The organism is Bradyrhizobium sp. USDA 4011, from assembly GCF_054063415.1.
Genome location: NZ_JBSSGG010000001.1, coordinates 5,140,166 through 5,157,915, shown reverse-complemented (window position 1 = coordinate 5,157,915; position 17,750 = coordinate 5,140,166). Strand labels below are relative to the sequence as shown.

Genomic DNA, 17,750 nt, shown 5'->3' with positions numbered 1-17,750 from the left:
GGCCGCGTCAGGCTGACGCATCGTCGTCCTCATGGCGCAAGAGATCGCCGGGCTGGCACTTCAGATAGGTGCAGATCCGCTCCAGCGTATCGAACCTGACGCCCTTCACCTTGCCCTGCTTGAGCAGGGACAGATTGGCCTCGGTGATCCCGACATATTCGGCGAGCTCCTTCGATTTCACGTTGCGCTCGGCGAGCATCACGTTGAGCCGGACCCGGATCGGCATCGCAACGGCCTCAGACGAATTGCGCGTGCTCGTCGGCGATCGCATTGGCTTCGGCCATCACCCAGGCCGTCACCGCGACCAGACCGGCGAACAGCAGCGCCAGCAGCGTGTCGGAGCCGAGCACGATGACGATGGACTTGCCCTGCGCGTAGGTTTGCCAGCTCAGCAGGATTGAAAGCAACGCGCCGATCACCGGCTTCAGCAGGGTCGACAGCAGCATCGCAATCGCAAGGTCACGCAACCCCGCGACGTTTGCGGCCGTGAAGAAGCGGCCTGCCGCGAACGAGGTGAAAGCGCGGCGCACGCGCGACAAGCCCCAGATCAGACAGCCGAGCGGCAACGCCGACACCATGAGACTCATCAGGCGGACAAGCCAACCGATCGGATGGAACGCAATGCCGGTCAGCCCTGCATCGCGCAGGATCGTCTCATCCGGGCTCGCCAGCCAATAGGCCAGCAATCCGACCGCAAGCACGAACGAGATGCCGGTGCACGCATACGCAAGCACCCGGCTGACCGCGCGGATGCGTTCGAGGCGGGCCGGCCGCGCGGATGGGGAAAGCTCTGACGAGAGGGACACGGACATGGCTCGACCTCGGGATTGCTGATCAAATGTTATTGTTTTACGATAATTAATATCTGCAAGTCAACATACCTCAGGAGATGAAGTCATGCTCGTTCGTCCGGCTCACGCCATCAGCGCCGTCCTTCTATTGACGACAACGGCGCATGCGCAGCCCTCGACATCGCGCGGACAAATCTCGGTTGCGCAGGTCAGGGCCATGCTGGACCAGGCCGCGACCAATCCGACCGCGCGGCAGACGTTGACGGCGTATCTGGCCGGTACCGGCGAAGCCGCCGGCTGGCTGCTCGACGCCGCGCGCGGCCTGCCGCCCTGCGCGCGGCGGCTGACACTCGACGCGCAGCAGGCCCGTGACGCGATCGCAAGCGCGGCTTCCGCTGCCGCGACCGAGACACCGGCAACACCGCTGATCATCCGCGACATGCTCAAGCGCGCAGGATGCCGCCTGCGAGAATGAGGAGCGGCCAATGCTTGCGAGGTCAGGCCGCGTTCGCGGCAAAGGCCGCACCGAGGGTGCGCAGCGCCTGCGACGCTTGCACGGCGCGGACACTGATATCTGACCAGAGCGCGTGGATTACCGCGTCGGGACGGGCTTGTCGCCGCGGTAATCGTAGAAGCCGCGCTGGGACTTGCGTCCGAGCCAGCCGGCCTCGACGTATTTCACCAGCAGCGGGCACGGCCGGTACTTGGAATCGGCGAGCCCCTCGTGCAGCACCTGCATGATCGACAGGCAGGTGTCGAGGCCGATGAAATCGGCGAGCTCGAGCGGGCCCATCGGATGGTGCGCGCCGAGCTTCATCGCGGCATCGATCGCCTCGACGTTACCGACGCCCTCATACAGCGTGTAGATCGCCTCGTTGATCATCGGCAGCAGAATGCGGTTGACGATGAAGGCGGGGAAATCTTCCGACACCGCGACCTGCTTGCCGAGCTTGGCAACGAACGCCTTGGCGGTGTCGAAGGTCGTGTCGTCGGTGGCGATGCCGCGGATCAGCTCGACCAGCTCCATCGCCGGCACCGGATTCATGAAATGAATGCCGATGAACTTTTCCGGGCGGTCGGTCGAGGCGGCGAGCCTCGTGATCGAGATCGACGACGAGTTGGTCGCGACGATCGCTTCCGGCTTCAGGACCGCACAGACGTCGTGGAAGATCTTGCGCTTGGTCTCTTCCTTCTCGACCGCGGTTTCGATCACGAGATCGCAATCGGCCAGCGCATCGATCGTCTCGGCGGAGGTGATGCGGTCGAGCGCCTGCTTGCGCTCGCCCTCGCTGATCGCCTTCTTGGCGACCTGGCGGGTCAGATGGCCGTTGATGGTCGCCAGCGCCGACTTCAGCCGGTCCGCGGAGACGTCATTGAGCACCACGTCGAAACCGGCCAGCGCCGCCACATGGGCAATGCCATTGCCCATCTGGCCCGAACCGATCACGCCGACCTTTTTGATTGCCACCGTCATCTTGTCATCCACCGGAACGGCGCGCATGTCGCGCCTGCCCAATTCCAACGATACCCGAAGTGAAGCCTTCCGGGTTGCCCAATCCGCCGGAAAACGTTTCCCGGGACCATGATGTGATTACGACGTAATCGCACCCGATCCATCTTCCCTGCCGGACACGATCCTTTCGGAAAACCGTTTCCGGATCGTTGCGCCCCAAGAATAGCAACACCGGCCGGAGCTTAGCCACCCGGCCGGTGTCTTGTCGCTTACTTTCCGAGCTTGCCGAGTGCTTCGGTCAGCTCCGGAACCGCCTGGTAGAGGTCGGCGACCAGGCCGTAATCGGCGACCTGGAAGATCGGTGCGTCCTCATCCTTGTTGATGGCGACGATCACCTTGGAGTCCTTCATGCCGGCCAGATGCTGGATCGCGCCGGAGATGCCGACCGCGACATAGAGTTCCGGGGCCACCACCTTGCCGGTCTGGCCGACCTGCCAGTCGTTCGGCGCATAGCCGGCATCGACCGCGGCACGCGAGGCGCCGACGCCGGCACCGAGCTTGTCGGCGAGCGGCTCGATGTATTTGGCGAAGTTCTCGCGGCTCTGCATGGCCCGGCCGCCCGAGACGATGATCTTGGCCGAGGTCAGTTCCGGACGGTCGCTCTTGGCGACTTCCTCGCCGACGAACGTCGACAGGCCCGGATCGGCGGCGGATGCGGCGTTCTCGATCGCGGCGCTGCCGCCCTCGCCGGCGGCGGCGAAGGTCGAGGTGCGGACCGTGATCACCTTCTTGGCGTCCTTCGACTTCACGGTCTGGATGGCGTTGCCGGCATAGATCGGCCGCTCATAGGTGTCGGGTGCGACGACCTTGATGATCTCGGAGACCTGCATGACGTCGAGCAGCGCAGCGACGCGCGGCATCACGTTCTTGAAGCGCGAGGTCGCGGGCGCGACGAACGCATCGTAGCCCGGCGCCAGCGCAACGATCAGCGCAGCCAGCGGCTCGGCAAGGTCGTGCTCATAGGCGGGACCTTCGGCCACCAGCACCTTGGTGACACCGGCAAGCTTGGCGGCCGCTTCGGCGGCCGCCTTGGTGCCCTGGCCACCACCGGCAACCAGCACATGGACGTCGCCGCCGAGCTGGCTCGCCGCGGTCAGCGCCTTGTTGGTCGAGTCCTTCAGGGTCTCGTGGTCGTGTTCAGCAATCAACAGCGTCGTCATCAGAGAACCCCGGCTTCGGTCTTGAGCTTGTTCACGAGTTCGGCGACGTCCTTGACCTTGACGCCCGCCTTGCGGCCTGCCGGTTCCGCGGTCTTCAGCACTTCCAGACGCGGCGTGAGATCGACGCCGTAATCCGACGCGCTCTTGTCGTCGATCGGCTTCTTCTTCGCCTTCATGATGTTGGGCAGCGACGCATAGCGCGGCTCGTTGAGGCGCAGGTCGGTGGTGACGATCGCCGGGCCCTTGAGCTTGATGGTCTGCAGCCCGCCATCGACTTCGCGCGTGACCTTGAAGTCAGAACCATCGACTTCGAGCTTGGAGGCGAAGGTCGCCTGCGACCAGCCGAGCAGCGCGGCCAGCATCTGGCCGGTCTGATTGCTATCGTCGTCGATCGCCTGCTTGCCGAGGATGACGAGGCCAGGCTGCTCCGCCTCGACCACCGCCTTGAGGATCTTGGCAACCGCGAGCGGTTCGACATTGCCTTCGGCCTTGACCAGGATGCCGCGGTCGGCGCCCATCGCAAGCCCGGTACGAATGGTCTCGGAAGCCTGTGCCGGTCCAATCGACACCACCACCACTTCGGTCGCCTTGCCGGCTTCTTTCAGCCGCAACGCTTCCTCGACGGCGATCTCGTCGAACGGGTTCATCGACATCTTGACGTTGGCGAGCTCCACGCCCGATCCATCGCTCTTGACGCGGACCTTGACGTTGTAGTCGACGACCCGCTTTACCGGCACAAGAACCTTCATCGATCCTCTTTCGCTTTGATTTTATGGGTTTCGGTTGGCTGGCGCGGAACCTAAAGGTCCCGTACCCCCCGGTCAACGCGGCAAAGCCAAAAAACCGTCCCCCGGTTTTGAACCAGTTTAGCGGTTCTGGCCCGGCACCCACAACACGTCTCCCGCCCCTTTCTTGTTCTGGAAGCGGCTGGCAACGAACAGGAAATCGGACAGCCGGTTCATATACTGGATGCCAGCTTCATTGACCGGTTCGCCGGGCCGGGCGGCGAGTTCCACCATCATCCGTTCCGCGCGGCGACATATCGTCCGGGCGAGATGCAGATATGCCGAAGCCGGCGTCCCGCCGGGCAGCACGAACGAGGTCAGCGGCGCGAGCTGGTCGTTGAGGCTGTCGATGTCGCGCTCGAGCCGCTCGACCTGGCTCGCCAGCATCCGCAGACGTTCAGCCTTGCCCTCGCGCTCGGGCACCGCAAGATCGGCGCCGAGATCGAACAGATCGTTCTGGATCCGGCCGAGCATCGCATCGACCTCGGGACTGTCGGCCAGATGCAGTCGCACCACGCCGATCGCTGCATTGGTCTCGTCGACCGTGCCATAGGCGGCAACCCGCAGATCGTATTTCGGCCGCCGCTCACCGGAGCCGAGCGCAGTGGTGCCGTCATCGCCGGTGCGCGTGTAGATCCGATTGAGTACGACCATGGCCGTGATCCTTTAAAGTTTGCGCATCGCGTCTACCGCCCCATCGCCCAGACCGCGAACATCGCGATGACGATGGCGACGAATTGCAGCAGCACGCGCAGCCGCATCAGCTTCTGCGATGTGTTCGGCGAGCCGCCCTTCATCATGTTGACGAGGCCGAGCAGGAGCACCAGCGCGACGGCGCCGACGGCAACGGGAAGCATGATCGTGCTGAGGACAGATGTCATCTGCGGTACATAACACTGCAGGACGCGAACTTCCACACAGGCGGCACATGCAACCAACTGGCTTTTCACTGCGTAATATCAGATGCTGGGTTCGTCCTCGGACCAAGCGATTTTCGACAATGCCGGGTGGAATGTGAAGCAGCTTCGTTACGTCTACCACGTCGTGATGGATGCCTTTTACACGTTCCTCGCCGACGACGGCTGGGCGATCGCGAGCCACATCGCGCTGTCGACCCTGATGGCGCTGTTTCCGTTCCTGATCGTGCTGACGTCGGTGGCCGGCTTCTTCGGCTCCAAGGAGCTTGCCGACCAGGCCGTCGGACTGTTGCTGCAGGTCTGGCCGGAGCAGGTCGCCGAGGCGCTGTCCGGCCAGATCCACGACGTGCTGACCAACACCCGCGGCGGCATCCTGACCATCGGCGCGGTGTTCGCGGTGTACTTCGCCTCCAACGGCGTCGAGGCGCTGCGAGTGGCGCTGAACCGCGCCTATGCCGTAATCGAGCCGCGGCGCTGGTACTGGCTGCGGCTGGAATCGATCGGCTACACGCTGGTCGCGGCGTTCACCTCGCTCGCGATGGCATTCCTGATCGTGCTGGGGCCGCTGATCATCGAGGCGGCGCGGCGCTATATTCCGTTCTTCGTCGAATCGAACGAGAGCCTGCTCAACACCGCCCGTTACGGCATCACGGTGCTGGCGCTGGTCATCGCACTCTTCATCCTGCATGCCTGGCTGCCGGCGGGCCGCCGCGGCTTCACGCAGATCCTGCCCGGCATCATCTTCACCGTGGTGGCGTCGCTGATCTCGGGCATCGGCTTCGGCATGTACCTGGCGCGCTTCGCCAACAATTACGTCACGATGTATGCGGGGCTCGCCTCGGTGGTGATCGCGCTGGTGTTCCTGTATTTCATCGCCGCGATCTTCGTGTTCGGCGGCGAGCTGAACGCGGCGATCATCAAGTCGCGGCTGCCGCGCGGCGTGTCGCTTCAAGCAGCGCAGTCGCGAGTGCCCGCGGAGAAACAGGCTTGACCAGGAACGCGTCGGCGCCGGCGGCGCGCGCCGCCGCCTCGTCCTCGGCGCGACCGGAGATCCCGACGATCACGATGCGGCCGTGCGGCGGCGGCAGCGCGCGGATGCGCCTGATCGCCTCGACACCGCCGATGCCGGGCAGCACCATGTCCATCAGCACGGCGTCGAAGGCCCCTTGTCCGAGCCGGTCCGGCGCTCCCTCGCCCTGACCGATGAATTCGACGTGGTGACCGAGTTCGGTCAGGATCGTGTTGAGCACGACGCGGCCGAACGGATTGTCCTCGACACTGAGCAGGCGCAGCCCCTGCGATGACGGCCCTGCCGCGCCTTCGCTCGGGGACGCACCGGCCGGTCCTGCGGCTGAAGCGAGCACCACGTTGAGCGTGAAGATGGTGCCGCCGCCTGCGCGTTGGGCCACGACGATGTCGCCGCCCATGGCGCGCGCGAACTGCTTGACCGAGGACAGGCCGAGCCCGGCGCCGCCGAACCGCGCGGCGATCGAGACATTGGACTGCGAGAACGGCCGGAATAGGCGCCTGACCTCCGATAGCGTCAGGCCGATGCCGCTGTCGGAGATCGCAAAGGCAACGTCGATCCTGCCGTCCGCCTTTCCCTTGACCCCGCGAACCGGCGCGACATGCAGCTCGATGCTGCCGTGCTCGGTGAACTTGACGGCATTGTCGATCAGGTTCTCCAGCGCCGCGCGCAGCCGGACGGGATCGCCGACCGCAAACGCCGGCAGCTTCGCGGAGATCTCGACCGAGGCCCGCAATCCCTTGGCTGCGGCGCGGCCGGCCAGCGAATCCCCGGCGTGGCGCGCCAGCGTGCGCAGGTCGAAGAAATCCTGCCGGATCTCGAGCCCGGGCCCCTCGCTCCGGGCAGCGTCGACAAACAAGGTCGCAAGGCTCGCCAGATGCTCGGCGCCGGCCTTGATGGTATCGACCCAGCGCCGCTCGCGCTCGTTGAGATCCGATGTCGCGAGCAGGTTGCTGATCGCAAGAATTCCGGTCAACGGGGTCCGGACCTCATGGGCAAAGGCGGCAAGCGCGGTCTCGATCAGGCCGGGACCGGCCTTCGGGGCCTTCGGCGCACTCCGCCTGCGGCCCGGCTTGGCCGCCGCCTTGATGGCGCGCGTCCGGGTAGCGCGCGCCTTGGCGGTGCGCGCTTTGGCTGCGCGCGGCTTCGGCGGCATCCGTTTGGATTGCCGCTTGCTGCGCCGTACGCGCGATTTTGACGCCATGGTCTCCGTGATCCCCGCCCCTGATAACAACATGGCATGCCCGGCGTGCCGGAGTCACGGCGCCGTTTGCGGCTCGCCGCAGCGGTGCCCCGTGATGGTAACCACCGTGCTTCGCGATCGAATGCGGCCGAGATCTATGGCAAGCCGACCAGGCGGCGGATATCGGCCGGGCTGGCGCCCTCCGCCCGCAGCTCGCGCAGCCCGGTCGCCTGGGTCGATTTCGACAGCTTTTGGCCGGCGGCGTCCCGGATCAGCGCATGGTGCCGGTAGGCCGGCACGAACAGGCCAAGCAGCTCCTGCAGCAGCCGATGCACGCTGGTCGACCAGAACAGGTCAACGCCCCTGACCACATCGGTGACGCCTTGCAAGGCGTCGTCGATCACGACCGAGAGATGGTAACTGGTTGGGGTCTCCTTGCGTGCCAGGATCACATCGCCCCAGGCCTCCGGCCGGGCCGCCACGTCCCCGGTCTCGCCGGCCGGACCCTCGCCGGCCTCCTGCCAGCGCAGGCCGCCGCTGCGCGCGCATGCCGCGGCCATGTCGAGCCGCAACGCGAACGGCGCGCCCTGCCCGATCAGCCGGTCGCGCTGCTCGACCGACAGCGATTTCGCCGCTCCCGGATAGAGCGGCGCGCCGTCCGGATCGCGCGGCCACGCGCCAGCGGCCTCGCGTTCCGCGACCAGCCGCGCGATATCGGCGCGGCTCTCGAAGCTCGGATAGACCAGCCGCTCGGCCGACAGGCGGTCGATCGCCGCGCGATAGGCGGCAAAATGCTCCGACTGCCGCCGCACTGGGGGCTCCCAGGCGATGCCGAGCCAGGCCAGATCCTCGTAGATCGCCTGCTCGAACTCTGCCCGGCAGCGCGTCGCGTCGATGTCCTCGATCCGCAGCAGGAAGCGTCCGCCCGACCGCTTCGCGAGGTCGTGGTTGAGCAGCGCCGAATAGGCATGGCCGAGATGCAGGTAGCCATTCGGACTCGGGGCAAAACGGAAAACGGGTGGCATGGCGTTCGATCGCGGGTCATTGCCGGGCTCGACCCGGCGATCCTTGTTCGGGCATGATCTTCGCGCAAACGCCTTGCGTTTGTCGCAAGCGAAAACCGGTTTCCACTTTTCCGGACCATGCGGCTGGACAAGACTCTGTTACGATAGGAGATGGATGCGCGAGTCAAGCCCGCGCATGACAAGCCGATGCAGATCCCGCAATGCTGATCCATCTCGAAACCCAGGCCGACCTCGACGACGCCATCCAGAAGCTGGTCGACCAGGATCGACGGCTGCGCCCGATCCTCGAACTGACCGGCATGCCGGCCATCCGGCAGCGCGAGCCGGGGTTTGCGGGGCTTGCCGCGATCATCTGCGGCCAGCAGCTGTCGACCGCGAGTGCTGCCGCGATCTGGGGCCGCGTCAGCAAGGCGTTCGACCCGTTCCACCATGATGCGATCCGCAAGGCGCGGGCCGACCGACTCGGCCGGCTCGGGCTCTCGGCAGCCAAGATCAAGACGCTGAAGCACATCGCGCGCGAGCTCGCCGAGGAGCGGCTGAACCTCGACGTGCTCGCCAACGAAGAGGCCGATGCCGCGCACAACACGCTGACCGCGCTGCCCGGGATCGGCCCGTGGACCGCCGACGTCTATCTCTTGTTCTGCCTCGGCCATGGCGATGCGTGGCCGGCGGGCGACCTCGCCGTGCAGGAAGCGGTCAAGGTCGGGCTCGGGCTGAAGGAGCGGCCGACGCCGAAGCAGATGGCACCGCTTGCCGAGCCGTGGCGCCCGCTGCGCGGCGCCGCCGCGCATCTGTGGTGGGCATATTATCGCGTACTCAGGAATCGCGAAGGCGTGATCGCCGGCGCGAAGTAGGTCGTCGAGAAAACATCCCAACTACGTGATCGCGTGATATAGCAAGAGCTGACGAATACTTATTCAATTTTCCGGCCTGGCGCATTGATGGCCCAGCACATCCTTCCTGCAAGGAGGACGGACCTGGCTTTGCTTCGCACCCCGCTGACGCTTCTCCTGATATCCTTGGGGGCTATCGCCGCGGCGTGGTGGTGGCTGGGCATCCCGGTCAGCCTGCCGCGCGCACCGATCGATCCGAACGATAAGGTGCAGTGCATCTCCTACGCGCCGTTCCGCAACAATCAGACATCACTTGCTCCCGCGACGCAGGTCACGCCGGAACAGATCGCGGAAGATCTCGCGCAACTCGCCAAGATATCGCACTGCATCCGCACCTACGCGACCGATCTCGGTCTCGACCAGATTCCCGGGCTCGCAGCCAGGGCGGGGCTGAAAGTCATTCAGGGCATTTTCCTCGACAGGGACCGAAAGAAGAATGCGACGCAGGTCGCAACGGCGATACGCCTCGCCAAGGAATATCCAGACACGGTCATTGCACTCGTGGTCGGCAACGAGGTCTTGCTGCGCAAGGAAATGTCGGCATCCGACCTCGCCGCCATGATCCGTGCGATCAAGGCACAGGTCAGCGTTCCCGTCACCTACGCCGACGTCTGGGAGTTCTGGCTGAGCAATCGCGAACTTTCCGACGTCGTCGACTTCATCACGATTCACATCCTGCCATACTGGGAGAATATCCCGATCCCCGCGGAACGTGCCGCCGCGCACGCGGACGAGATGCGCCGGCAGATCGCGGCGGTCTTCCCAGGCAAGGAGATCTTTATCGGAGAAGTAGGTTGGCCGAGCGAGGGGCGGATGCGCGAATCCGCGCTGCCCTCGCGCGTCAATCAGGCGCGGGTGGTCTCGGAGGTGCTCGACCTTGCCCGGCGCGAGCATTTCCGCGTCAACCTGTTCGAGGCCTATGACGAAGGATGGAAGCGGGAGATCGAGGGCACGGTCGGCGGATCCTGGGGCCTGTTCGATTCGGAAGCGCGCACGCTGAAATATCCGCCTGGCCTGCCGATCAGCAATTTTCCGTTCTGGAAACTGCAGATGTGCAGCGGAATGGCGCTGGCGATCCTGGCGTTCGGCGCGGCGTGGCTGACCTCGCGCCGCAAGCCGAAGGAGCCCGAATTCGTGTCGTGGCTTGCGGTCGGTCTATCGGCGACCACGGCCGGAATCCTGTTTGGGGTGGCCGCACAAAGACTGTTCTATGAAAGCTATGGAACGGGCGGCTGGCTTGTCTGGGGCTCGCTCCTGGTGGCGGCAACGGCCTCGCCGGTGTTCGGCGCCAACGCCCTGATGTCGGGTCGCGCACCGCCCAGTTTCCAGGAATTGTTGGGTCCGAAGGGCTACCACACGGAAACGGTGCTGGTGACCGTGCACGGATTGGCCTTGATCGTCACCACGGTGATCGGCACGGCGGCCGCACTGGGCCTCATCTTTGACCCGCGCTTCATCGATTTTCCTTTCGCGCCTCTGACCATGGCGGCGGTGCCGTTTGCGGCCATGACACTGCTCAATCCTGCCACGAAAGGAGTCCGCCCTCTGGCGGAAGCGATCTTTGCCGGCATTTTCGTCACAGCCGCCATCTATGTGGGCTTCAACGAAGGACCGGAGAACTGGCAGGCGCTGTGGACGTGCGCCGTCTTTATCCTGCTTGCGGTGACGCTGTGGCGGGCGCGAGCGTGAGAACCGGCTCTAGCCGCGCAGCCTGACGCGATCCTCGCGCGCGCAATCGGTAACGAAGCCGATGACGGCGCGCACCGCGGGAAGCTCGACCAGGTCGGGATGGGCGAGCAGCCAGAGATCGGAGAGGCTCGACAGCTTTTGCGGAGCGACCCGAACCAGATCGGGATAGTCGGCCCCGACCAGGCAGGACAGCGCGCAAATCCCGAGCCCGGCGCGCGCCGCCGCCAGCATGTCGCCCTGCGAGGAGCAGCGCATCACCAGCGTACCCTGCCGCGTGACGACATCGCTCCACCGCGCCAGCCGCACATTCGAGGCCTGGTCGGCAAACCCGATCACGCTGTGCCCCCGCCATTCGTCAGGCCGCTCCGGCAGCTTGCGCCCGGCGGCATAGCCGCGTGACGCGTAGAAGCCGGCGCCGAGCCGTCCGATCTTGCGTCCGATCAGGTTCTCGTCCCCGGCATCGACCGGCCGCAGCACCACGTCGGCCTCGCGGCGCCGCACACTCGCCGGAAACGGGTGGGTGATGATCTCGAGCTGGATGTTGGCGTGATCGCGCAGGAACGGTCCGAGACGCGGCATGAGCCAATGCGCCGCCAGCGTCGCGCCGATCGACAGCTTCACGACGCCGCGGGCCTGCGCACCGGTGGCGGACGCCGCCGCCTCCGCGCGCAGGGCCGCAGCGGCCATCACCTCGGTGTGCTCGCGGAACTTGCGGCCATGCGATGTCAGCGACAGGCCGTCATTCGAACGGGCGAACAGGCGGGTCCCGAGCTGCTTCTCGAGCGCCGCGACGTTGCGGCCGACGGTGGGGTGGCTGATGCGCAGCCGCCGCGCAGCGCCGGCGAAGCTGCGCGTCTCCGCCACCGCGACGAACGTCTTGCAAAGCTCCCAGTCCATGCCGCCCGCCCGCGCCTCTGTTCATTTCTGGCCAACAAGCTGTTCAATATTGAACGTCATGACGCAACCGTCCAGCCTTATATTGCCGCGCCAAGGGAGCCGCAGCTCCAGCCATCACAACAAATCGCGATCCGCCCGGCACCGGCCGGGCGGCGCACATGGAGGATCCGAACAATGTCGCTGCCCGCCTCGCTCGCCAACAGGCTTGAACTGCCGGTCGTCGGTTCCCCGCTGTTCATCGTCTCGGGGCCCGAGCTCGTGATCGCGCAGTGCAAGGCCGGCATCGTCGGCTCATTCCCGGCGCTCAACGCCCGCCCGGTCGAAAAGCTCGACGAATGGCTGACGCAGATCGAGAACGAGCTCGGCGAGTACCAGGCGAAGCATCCGGAGAAGAAGGTCGCCCCTTACGCGGTCAACCAGATCTGCCACGCTTCCAACGACCGGCTGATGCACGACATGGAGACCTGCGTGAAGCACAAGGTGCCCATCATCATCACCTCGCTGCGCCCGCCGTCCGAAATCGTCGAGGCCGCGCATTCCTACGGCGGCGTAGTGTTCCACGACGTCATCAACGTGAAGCACGCCCGCAAGGCCGCCGAGCAGGGTGTCGACGGATTGATCCTGGTCTGCGCCGGCGCGGGCGGCCATGCCGGCACGCTGTCGCCGTTCGCGCTGGTGCGCGAGGTCAAGCAGTGGTTCAAGGGCACCATCCTGCTGTCGGGCGCGATCTCCGACGGCTGGAGCATTGCTTCCGCACTCGCGCTGGGCGCCGACCTCGCCTATGTGGGCACCCGCTTCATCGCGACCGAGGAAGCCAACGCCGACGTCAGGTACAAGCAGGCGCTGACCGAATACGCCGCGCACGACATCGTCTATTCGAACCTGTTCACCGGCGTGCACGGCAACTACCTCGGACCGTCGATTGCGGCCGCGGGCCTCGATCCAAGCAACCTGCCGGTCGCCGACAAGTCCAAGATGAATTTCGGCTCCGGCGGCAACACGAAGGCCAAGGCCTGGCGCGATATTTGGGGTTCGGGCCAGGGCATCGGCCAGATCACCGACGCCCCGCCGGTCGCCGAACTGGTGGCGCGGCTGAAGGCGGAGTACACCGAGGCACGCAGCGATTTCCTTCGGGCCAGCGCCTGACGCTGAACGATCGCCTGGAGAGACCCGGTATGATCATCAGTGGCGACAGACGGATCAGCTATGGCGACATTCACGCCCGCATCGCGCGGGCGGCGACCGGCTTTCGCGCGCTCGGCGTTCAGGGCGGCAAGCCGGTCGGCATGATGTTGCGCAACGATTTCGCGCTGTTCGAGGTGGCCGCAGCCGCAGCCGCGCTCGGCAGTCCGGTAGTGCCGATCAACTGGCACCTGAAGGCCGACGAGGTCGCCTACATCCTGTCCGACAGCGGGGCCGACACGCTGGTCTGCCACGCCGACCTGCTGCCGCAGATCCGCGACGGGTTGCCGCCGGGGACCAAACTGCTGGTGGTGACGACGCCGCCGGAGATCGCCGCGGCCTATGGCGTGGCGGCGGCGTCCACGCGCGTGCCCGACGGCATGACCGATTGGGATATCTGGCGTGAAACGCATCAACCGCTGACCGACGCGCCGATCGGCGCAGCGCCGATGTTCTACACGTCCGGCACCACAGGCCTGCCGAAAGGCGTCAAGCGCAAGCCGATGCCAGCAGAGCAGCAGGCGGCGGCCGCGCGCGTCGGCGCCATCACCTATGGCGTCAAGCCGAACGAGGGCCAGGTGATCCTGATGAACGGCCCGATGTATCATTCGGCGCCGCACTCCTACGGCATGCTCGCATTCCGCAATGGCTGCGTGATCGTGCTCGAACCGCGCTTCGATCCCGAAGATCTGCTGCAGCTGATCGAGCGCCACCATGTCACCCACATGCACATGGTGCCGACCATGTTCGTGCGGCTGCTGCGCCTGCCGGAAGAGACGCGACGCCGCTACGACCTGTCGTCGCTGCGCTTCGTCGTGCATGGCGCGGCGCCCTGCCCGGTCGACGTCAAGCGCGCGATGATCGAGTGGTGGGGACCGGTCATCAACGAATATCTCGGCTCCACCGAGACCGGCATCCCGGTCTGGCATTCGTCGGCCGAGGCGCTGGCCAAGCCCGGCACCGTCGGCCGCGCCATCGAGGGCGGCATCGTCAAGATCCTCCGGCCCGACGGAACGCAATGCGACGTCGGCGAGCCCGGCGAGATCTTCATGCGCCAGACCGCGACATCGGATTTCGACTACCACGGCAACGCCAAGGCGCGCGCCGAGGCCGACCGCGACGGCCTCGTCAGCGTCGGCGATGTCGGCTATCTCGACGCGGACGGCTATCTGTTCCTGTGCGACCGCAAGCGCGACATGGTGATCTCGGGCGGCGTCAACATCTACCCCGCCGAGATCGAGAATGCCCTGATCGGCATGGCAGGCGTCCGCGACTGCGCCGTGTTCGGCGTGCCCGACGACGAATATGGCGAGCGGCTGTTCGCCTGCGTCGAGCCGGAAGCGGGTAGCACGCTGTCGGTCGCGGCGATCCAGGAATTTCTCCGCGGCAAGCTCGCCAATTTCAAGGTGCCGCGGGACATCCGCTTCATGGACGCGCTGCCGCGCGAGGCGACGGGCAAGATCTTCAAGCGCAAGCTGCGCGATCTTTACCGCGAAGGACAGCTTCGCTGACCAAGGTGATGGTGGTCCGAACGGCGTTTGAAACTTAGTTGCTGTTGCAAAAAGCAGGCGATCGACGCAACGATGCCGGCGCATTTGACGCCGGGATCATCGCCATGAACTCCACTGACTTCATCGTCATCCGCAACGACCTGCAGCAGAGCAAGGTGATCGAGACACAGCTACCCGATGCCGCGGCGCTGCCGGCCGACGCGCTGCTGGTCAAAGTGACTCGCTTCGCCTTCACCGCCAACAACATCACCTACGCCGTGATCGGCGAGCAGCTGAAATACTGGCACCTGTTCCCGGCGCCCGACGGCTACGGCATCATCCCGGTGTGGGGCTTTGGCGAGGTGCTGGCCTCGAAGCATCCCGCCGTCGCGGCCGGCGAAACGCTGTTCGGCTATTTCCCGATGGCGACGCATCTGGTGATCGAGGCCGCCGATGTCAGCAAGCGCGGCCTGCGCGACGGTGCCGCGCACCGGCAGGAGGTCTCGCCGGTCTACAATGCCTATGCCCGCGTCTCCGGCGATCCGACCTATGCCGGCCAGCAGGGCGACTTCCGCGCGCTGCTGCTGCCCTTGTTCATGCTGTCGTTCCTGGTGGACGACTTCCTGGCCGAGAATGAGTTCTACGGTGCACGCCGCGTCATCCTGTCGTCGGCCTCGAGCAAGACGGCGTTCGGGCTCGCCCATCTCCTGCACAAACGCGGTATCCGGGTGATCGGGCTGACCTCGAAGGGCAATGTCGATTTCGTCACCTCGCTCGGCTGCTATGACGACGTCGTCACCTATGACCAGGTCACCGCGATCCCGGCGGCCGAGCCTGTCGCCTATGTCGACATGGCCGGCAACAGCGCGCTGCGCGAGACCCTGCACCGGCACTTCGGCGCGCAGATGATCTATTCCGGCCGGGTCGGGCTCACGCATCGCGCGAGCGAGCCGGATGAGCCGACGCTGCCCGGCGCCAAGCCGGCGTGGTTCTTCGCGCCGGACCAGATCCGCAAGCGCGCCAGGGAATGGGGTTCCGGTGGCATCGACCAGCGTTTTGGCGCCGCATGGACGGAGCTCGTGCCGCACCTGCCCGATTGGCTCGATGTCGTCGAGCGGCGCGGCCCGGCCGCGGTGCGCGAGGCCTATCTCGATACCCTGCAGGGCCGCGTTCCGCCGGATCAAGGCCTGATCCTGTCGCTGGCCGAATAGGCGATATCCCGTCACGCCCTTTCTGCGGCCTCGCCAATGGGTATAGGCTTGCGGACAAGGGAACGCCGCCAAGAAAACGTCACCAAGGGCGGCCGATGACGAGAAACGCTCAATGCTCGACAAGACGGACGATATTTCGGTCGCCGCCGACAATTGGCTTGTGCAGTTCGAGGATGCGCTGGCGGGGCCCGACGATGTGCTGCTGAAGCCGCTGTTCCATCCCCAAAGCTATTGGCGCGACGTGCTGGCGCTGAGCTGGAACATCCAGACCGTCAACCGCGCCTTTGCGATCATCCAGGAACTGCCTGCGCATGCGCGCCGCAGCGCGCCGCATGACTTCCGCATCGATGCCGAGCGCGCGCCGCCCCGCCGGGTGATGCGCGCCGGCACGAGCGCGATCGAGGCGATCTTCAAGTTCGAGACCGCTACTGGCCGCGGCCACGGCATCGTGCGGCTGATCCCTGACGCCGCCGACGGCGATCGGCTGAAGGCCTGGACGTTGCTGACGGCGCTGGAGGAACTGAAGGGATTCGAGGAGCAGCAAGGAAACACAAGGCCGCGTGGACAAGCCTATTCCCGCGATTTCCGCGGTCCCAACTGGCTCGACCTGCGCAAGGCATCCGCCGAATATGCCGGCCGCGATCCCGACGTGCTCGTGGTCGGCGGCGGGCAGGCCGGGCTTGCGATCGCCGCGCGGCTGCAACAGCTCAAGATCGACGCGCTGATCGTCGACCGCGAGGCGCGCGTCGGCGACAACTGGCGCAAGCGTTACCACGCGCTGACCCTGCACAACCAGGTGCAGGTCAATCATTTGCCCTACATGCCGTTCCCGCCGAACTGGCCGACCTACATTCCGAAGGACAAGCTCGCCAACTGGTTCGAATCCTATGTCGATGCCATGGAGCTGAACTTCTGGACCGGCACGGAATTCGTCGGCGGCAGCTACGACGATGCACAGGGACGCTGGACCATCGAGCTGCGCCGCGCCGACGGCACGACGCGGAAACTGCAGCCACGCCATGTCGTGATGGCGACCGGCGTCAGCGGCATTCCGAGCGTGCCTGATATCCCCGGCTTGAAGACTTTCTCCGGAAAGGTGCTGCATTCGAGCGGCTATGAAGACGGCGAGCATTGGTCAGGCAAGCGCGCGCTGGTGATCGGCACCGGCAACAGCGGCCACGACATTGCGCAGGATCTGCACTCCTCCGGCGCCGAGGTGACGCTGGTGCAGCGCTCCTCGACGCTCGTCACCAATATCGAGCCGTCCGCGCAGCTCGCCTATGCCGCCTACAATGAAGGCTCGCTCGAGGACAACGATTTGATCGCGACCTCGATGCCGCTCGCGCTCGCCAAGCGCAGCCATGTGCTGATGACCGAGCAGTCGAAGCAGCTCGACAAGCCGTTGCTCGACGGCCTTGCGCGCAAGGGCTTCAAGCTCGATTACGGCGATGGCGCCACCGGCTGGCAGTTCAAATACCTGACCCGCGGCGGCGGCTATTACTTCAACGTCGGCTGCTCCGATCTCGTCGCGAGCGGCGCGATTGCCCTGAAACAATTTGCCGACATCGAGACCTTCGTGAGCCAAGGCGCACGGCTGAAGAGCGGCGAGACGGTCGCCGCCGACCTGATCGTGCTCGCGACCGGCTACCGGCCGCAGGAAGAGCTGGTGAAGAAACTGTTCGGCGAGGCGATGGCCGCGCGGGTCGGCCCGATCTGGGGTTTTGGCGACGGCCAGGAGCTGCGCAACATGTATACGCGCACGCCGCAGCCCGGCCTCTGGTTCATCGCCGGCAGCCTCGCACAATGCCGCATCAACTCGCGTTATCTTGCGCTGCAGATCAAGGCGATCGAGGAAGGCCTGTTGCCGCGCGACGTCGGGCCGGTGGCGAAGCTAACTTGATCAGCCGTCATTCCGGGACGCGCGTAGCGCGAGCCCGGAATCCATTGGGCGACAATCTCTGCGGATAAAGGGATTCCGAGCCTGCGC

At 65.6% G+C, this 17,750-nt stretch carries 18 protein-coding genes; 8 read left to right on the top strand and 10 right to left on the bottom strand.

Annotated features, from left to right (window positions below):
- Positions 1-7: 7 nt before the first annotated feature.
- Both ACVW1C_RS24115 and ACVW1C_RS24110 read right to left on the bottom strand, forming a co-directional pair.
- Positions 8-226 (bottom strand): helix-turn-helix domain-containing protein, encoded by a 219-nt coding sequence (locus ACVW1C_RS24115; protein WP_021079458.1) that lies wholly within the window; start codon positions 224-226, stop codon positions 8-10.
- A gap of 10 nt (positions 227-236) precedes the next feature.
- The gene (locus ACVW1C_RS24110) at positions 237-812 is read right to left on the bottom strand and encodes a DUF2975 domain-containing protein (protein ID WP_456760537.1); all 576 of its coding nucleotides are present in this window, start codon (positions 810-812) and stop codon (positions 237-239) included.
- Positions 813-897: 85 nt separating this feature from the next.
- Here ACVW1C_RS24110 and ACVW1C_RS24105 point away from each other — a divergent pair, with 85 nt between their 5' ends.
- Entirely contained in the window at positions 898-1,266 is a 369-nt protein-coding gene (locus ACVW1C_RS24105; RefSeq protein WP_456760536.1) for a chlorophyllide reductase, read from the top strand.
- Positions 1,267-1,383: 117 nt separating this feature from the next.
- On the opposite strand, the gene ACVW1C_RS24100 is transcribed toward ACVW1C_RS24105, so the two are convergent.
- From ACVW1C_RS24100 to ACVW1C_RS24080, 5 genes are all read right to left on the bottom strand, one after another.
- Positions 1,384-2,265: a 3-hydroxybutyryl-CoA dehydrogenase gene (locus ACVW1C_RS24100; protein WP_456760535.1), complete on the bottom strand. Its 882-nt coding sequence runs from the start codon at positions 2,263-2,265 to the stop codon at positions 1,384-1,386.
- 248 nt (positions 2,266-2,513) lie between these two features.
- Entirely contained in the window at positions 2,514-3,464 is a 951-nt protein-coding gene (locus tag ACVW1C_RS24095) for an electron transfer flavoprotein subunit alpha/FixB family protein (RefSeq protein ID WP_063695509.1), read from the bottom strand.
- Positions 3,464-4,213: an electron transfer flavoprotein subunit beta/FixA family protein gene (locus tag ACVW1C_RS24090; RefSeq protein ID WP_456760534.1), complete on the bottom strand. Its 750-nt coding sequence runs from the start codon at positions 4,211-4,213 to the stop codon at positions 3,464-3,466. Before ACVW1C_RS24090 ends, ACVW1C_RS24095 begins: the two co-directional genes overlap by 1 nt.
- Before the next feature lie 117 nt (positions 4,214-4,330).
- Positions 4,331-4,903 carry a cob(I)yrinic acid a,c-diamide adenosyltransferase gene (locus ACVW1C_RS24085; RefSeq protein WP_456760533.1) on the bottom strand — a complete coding sequence of 191 codons (573 nt, stop codon included), beginning with the start codon at positions 4,901-4,903 and terminating at the stop codon, positions 4,331-4,333.
- 32 nt (positions 4,904-4,935) lie between these two features.
- Positions 4,936-5,130: a twin transmembrane helix small protein gene (locus tag ACVW1C_RS24080; protein WP_456760532.1), complete on the bottom strand. Its 195-nt coding sequence runs from the start codon at positions 5,128-5,130 to the stop codon at positions 4,936-4,938.
- Positions 5,131-5,296: 166 nt separating this feature from the next.
- On the opposite strand from ACVW1C_RS24080, the gene ACVW1C_RS24075 reads away from it, so the two are divergent.
- Positions 5,297-6,157: a YihY/virulence factor BrkB family protein gene (locus ACVW1C_RS24075; RefSeq protein WP_456763157.1), complete on the top strand. Its 861-nt coding sequence runs from the start codon at positions 5,297-5,299 to the stop codon at positions 6,155-6,157.
- Here the strand turns inward: ACVW1C_RS24075 and ACVW1C_RS24070 are convergent.
- Together ACVW1C_RS24070 and gluQRS are read right to left on the bottom strand one after the other, a co-directional pair.
- Positions 6,084-7,397, bottom strand: coding sequence for an ATP-binding protein (locus tag ACVW1C_RS24070; RefSeq protein WP_456760531.1), 1,314 nt, complete (start codon positions 7,395-7,397; stop codon positions 6,084-6,086). The two genes, ACVW1C_RS24075 and ACVW1C_RS24070, sit on opposite strands and share 74 nt — an antisense overlap.
- A 134-nt stretch (positions 7,398-7,531) precedes the next feature.
- A complete protein-coding gene (gene gluQRS, locus ACVW1C_RS24065; RefSeq protein WP_456760530.1) occupies positions 7,532-8,401 on the bottom strand; it encodes a tRNA glutamyl-Q(34) synthetase GluQRS in 870 nt (289 codons plus the stop codon).
- A gap of 200 nt (positions 8,402-8,601) precedes the next feature.
- On the opposite strand from gluQRS, the gene ACVW1C_RS24060 reads away from it, so the two are divergent.
- Together ACVW1C_RS24060 and ACVW1C_RS24055 are read left to right on the top strand one after the other, a co-directional pair.
- Positions 8,602-9,255 (top strand): DNA-3-methyladenine glycosylase family protein, encoded by a 654-nt coding sequence (locus ACVW1C_RS24060; RefSeq protein ID WP_173639056.1) that lies wholly within the window; start codon positions 8,602-8,604, stop codon positions 9,253-9,255.
- An 87-nt stretch (positions 9,256-9,342) separates the two neighbouring features.
- Positions 9,343-10,983, top strand: coding sequence for a glycoside hydrolase family 17 protein (locus ACVW1C_RS24055; RefSeq protein WP_456760529.1), 1,641 nt, complete (start codon positions 9,343-9,345; stop codon positions 10,981-10,983).
- 9 nt (positions 10,984-10,992) lie between these two features.
- Here the strand turns inward: ACVW1C_RS24055 and ACVW1C_RS24050 are convergent, their stop codons facing one another.
- The gene (locus ACVW1C_RS24050; RefSeq protein WP_456760528.1) at positions 10,993-11,880 is read right to left on the bottom strand and encodes a LysR family transcriptional regulator; all 888 of its coding nucleotides are present in this window, start codon (positions 11,878-11,880) and stop codon (positions 10,993-10,995) included.
- 174 nt (positions 11,881-12,054) lie between these two features.
- Between ACVW1C_RS24050 and ACVW1C_RS24045 the strand changes: the two genes are divergently transcribed.
- From ACVW1C_RS24045 to ACVW1C_RS24030, 4 genes are all read left to right on the top strand, one after another.
- The gene (locus ACVW1C_RS24045; protein WP_456760527.1) at positions 12,055-13,026 is read left to right on the top strand and encodes an NAD(P)H-dependent flavin oxidoreductase; all 972 of its coding nucleotides are present in this window, start codon (positions 12,055-12,057) and stop codon (positions 13,024-13,026) included.
- A gap of 29 nt (positions 13,027-13,055) precedes the next feature.
- Positions 13,056-14,573 carry an acyl-CoA synthetase gene (locus ACVW1C_RS24040; RefSeq protein ID WP_456760526.1) on the top strand — a complete coding sequence of 506 codons (1,518 nt, stop codon included), beginning with the start codon at positions 13,056-13,058 and terminating at the stop codon, positions 14,571-14,573.
- A 104-nt stretch (positions 14,574-14,677) separates the two neighbouring features.
- Complete coding sequence (locus ACVW1C_RS24035) at positions 14,678-15,763, top strand: DUF2855 family protein (protein ID WP_456760525.1); 1,086 nt, start codon at positions 14,678-14,680, stop codon at positions 15,761-15,763.
- 112 nt (positions 15,764-15,875) lie between these two features.
- Entirely contained in the window at positions 15,876-17,663 is a 1,788-nt protein-coding gene (locus tag ACVW1C_RS24030; protein ID WP_456760524.1) for a flavin-containing monooxygenase, read from the top strand.
- Positions 17,664-17,750 lie beyond the last annotated feature (87 nt).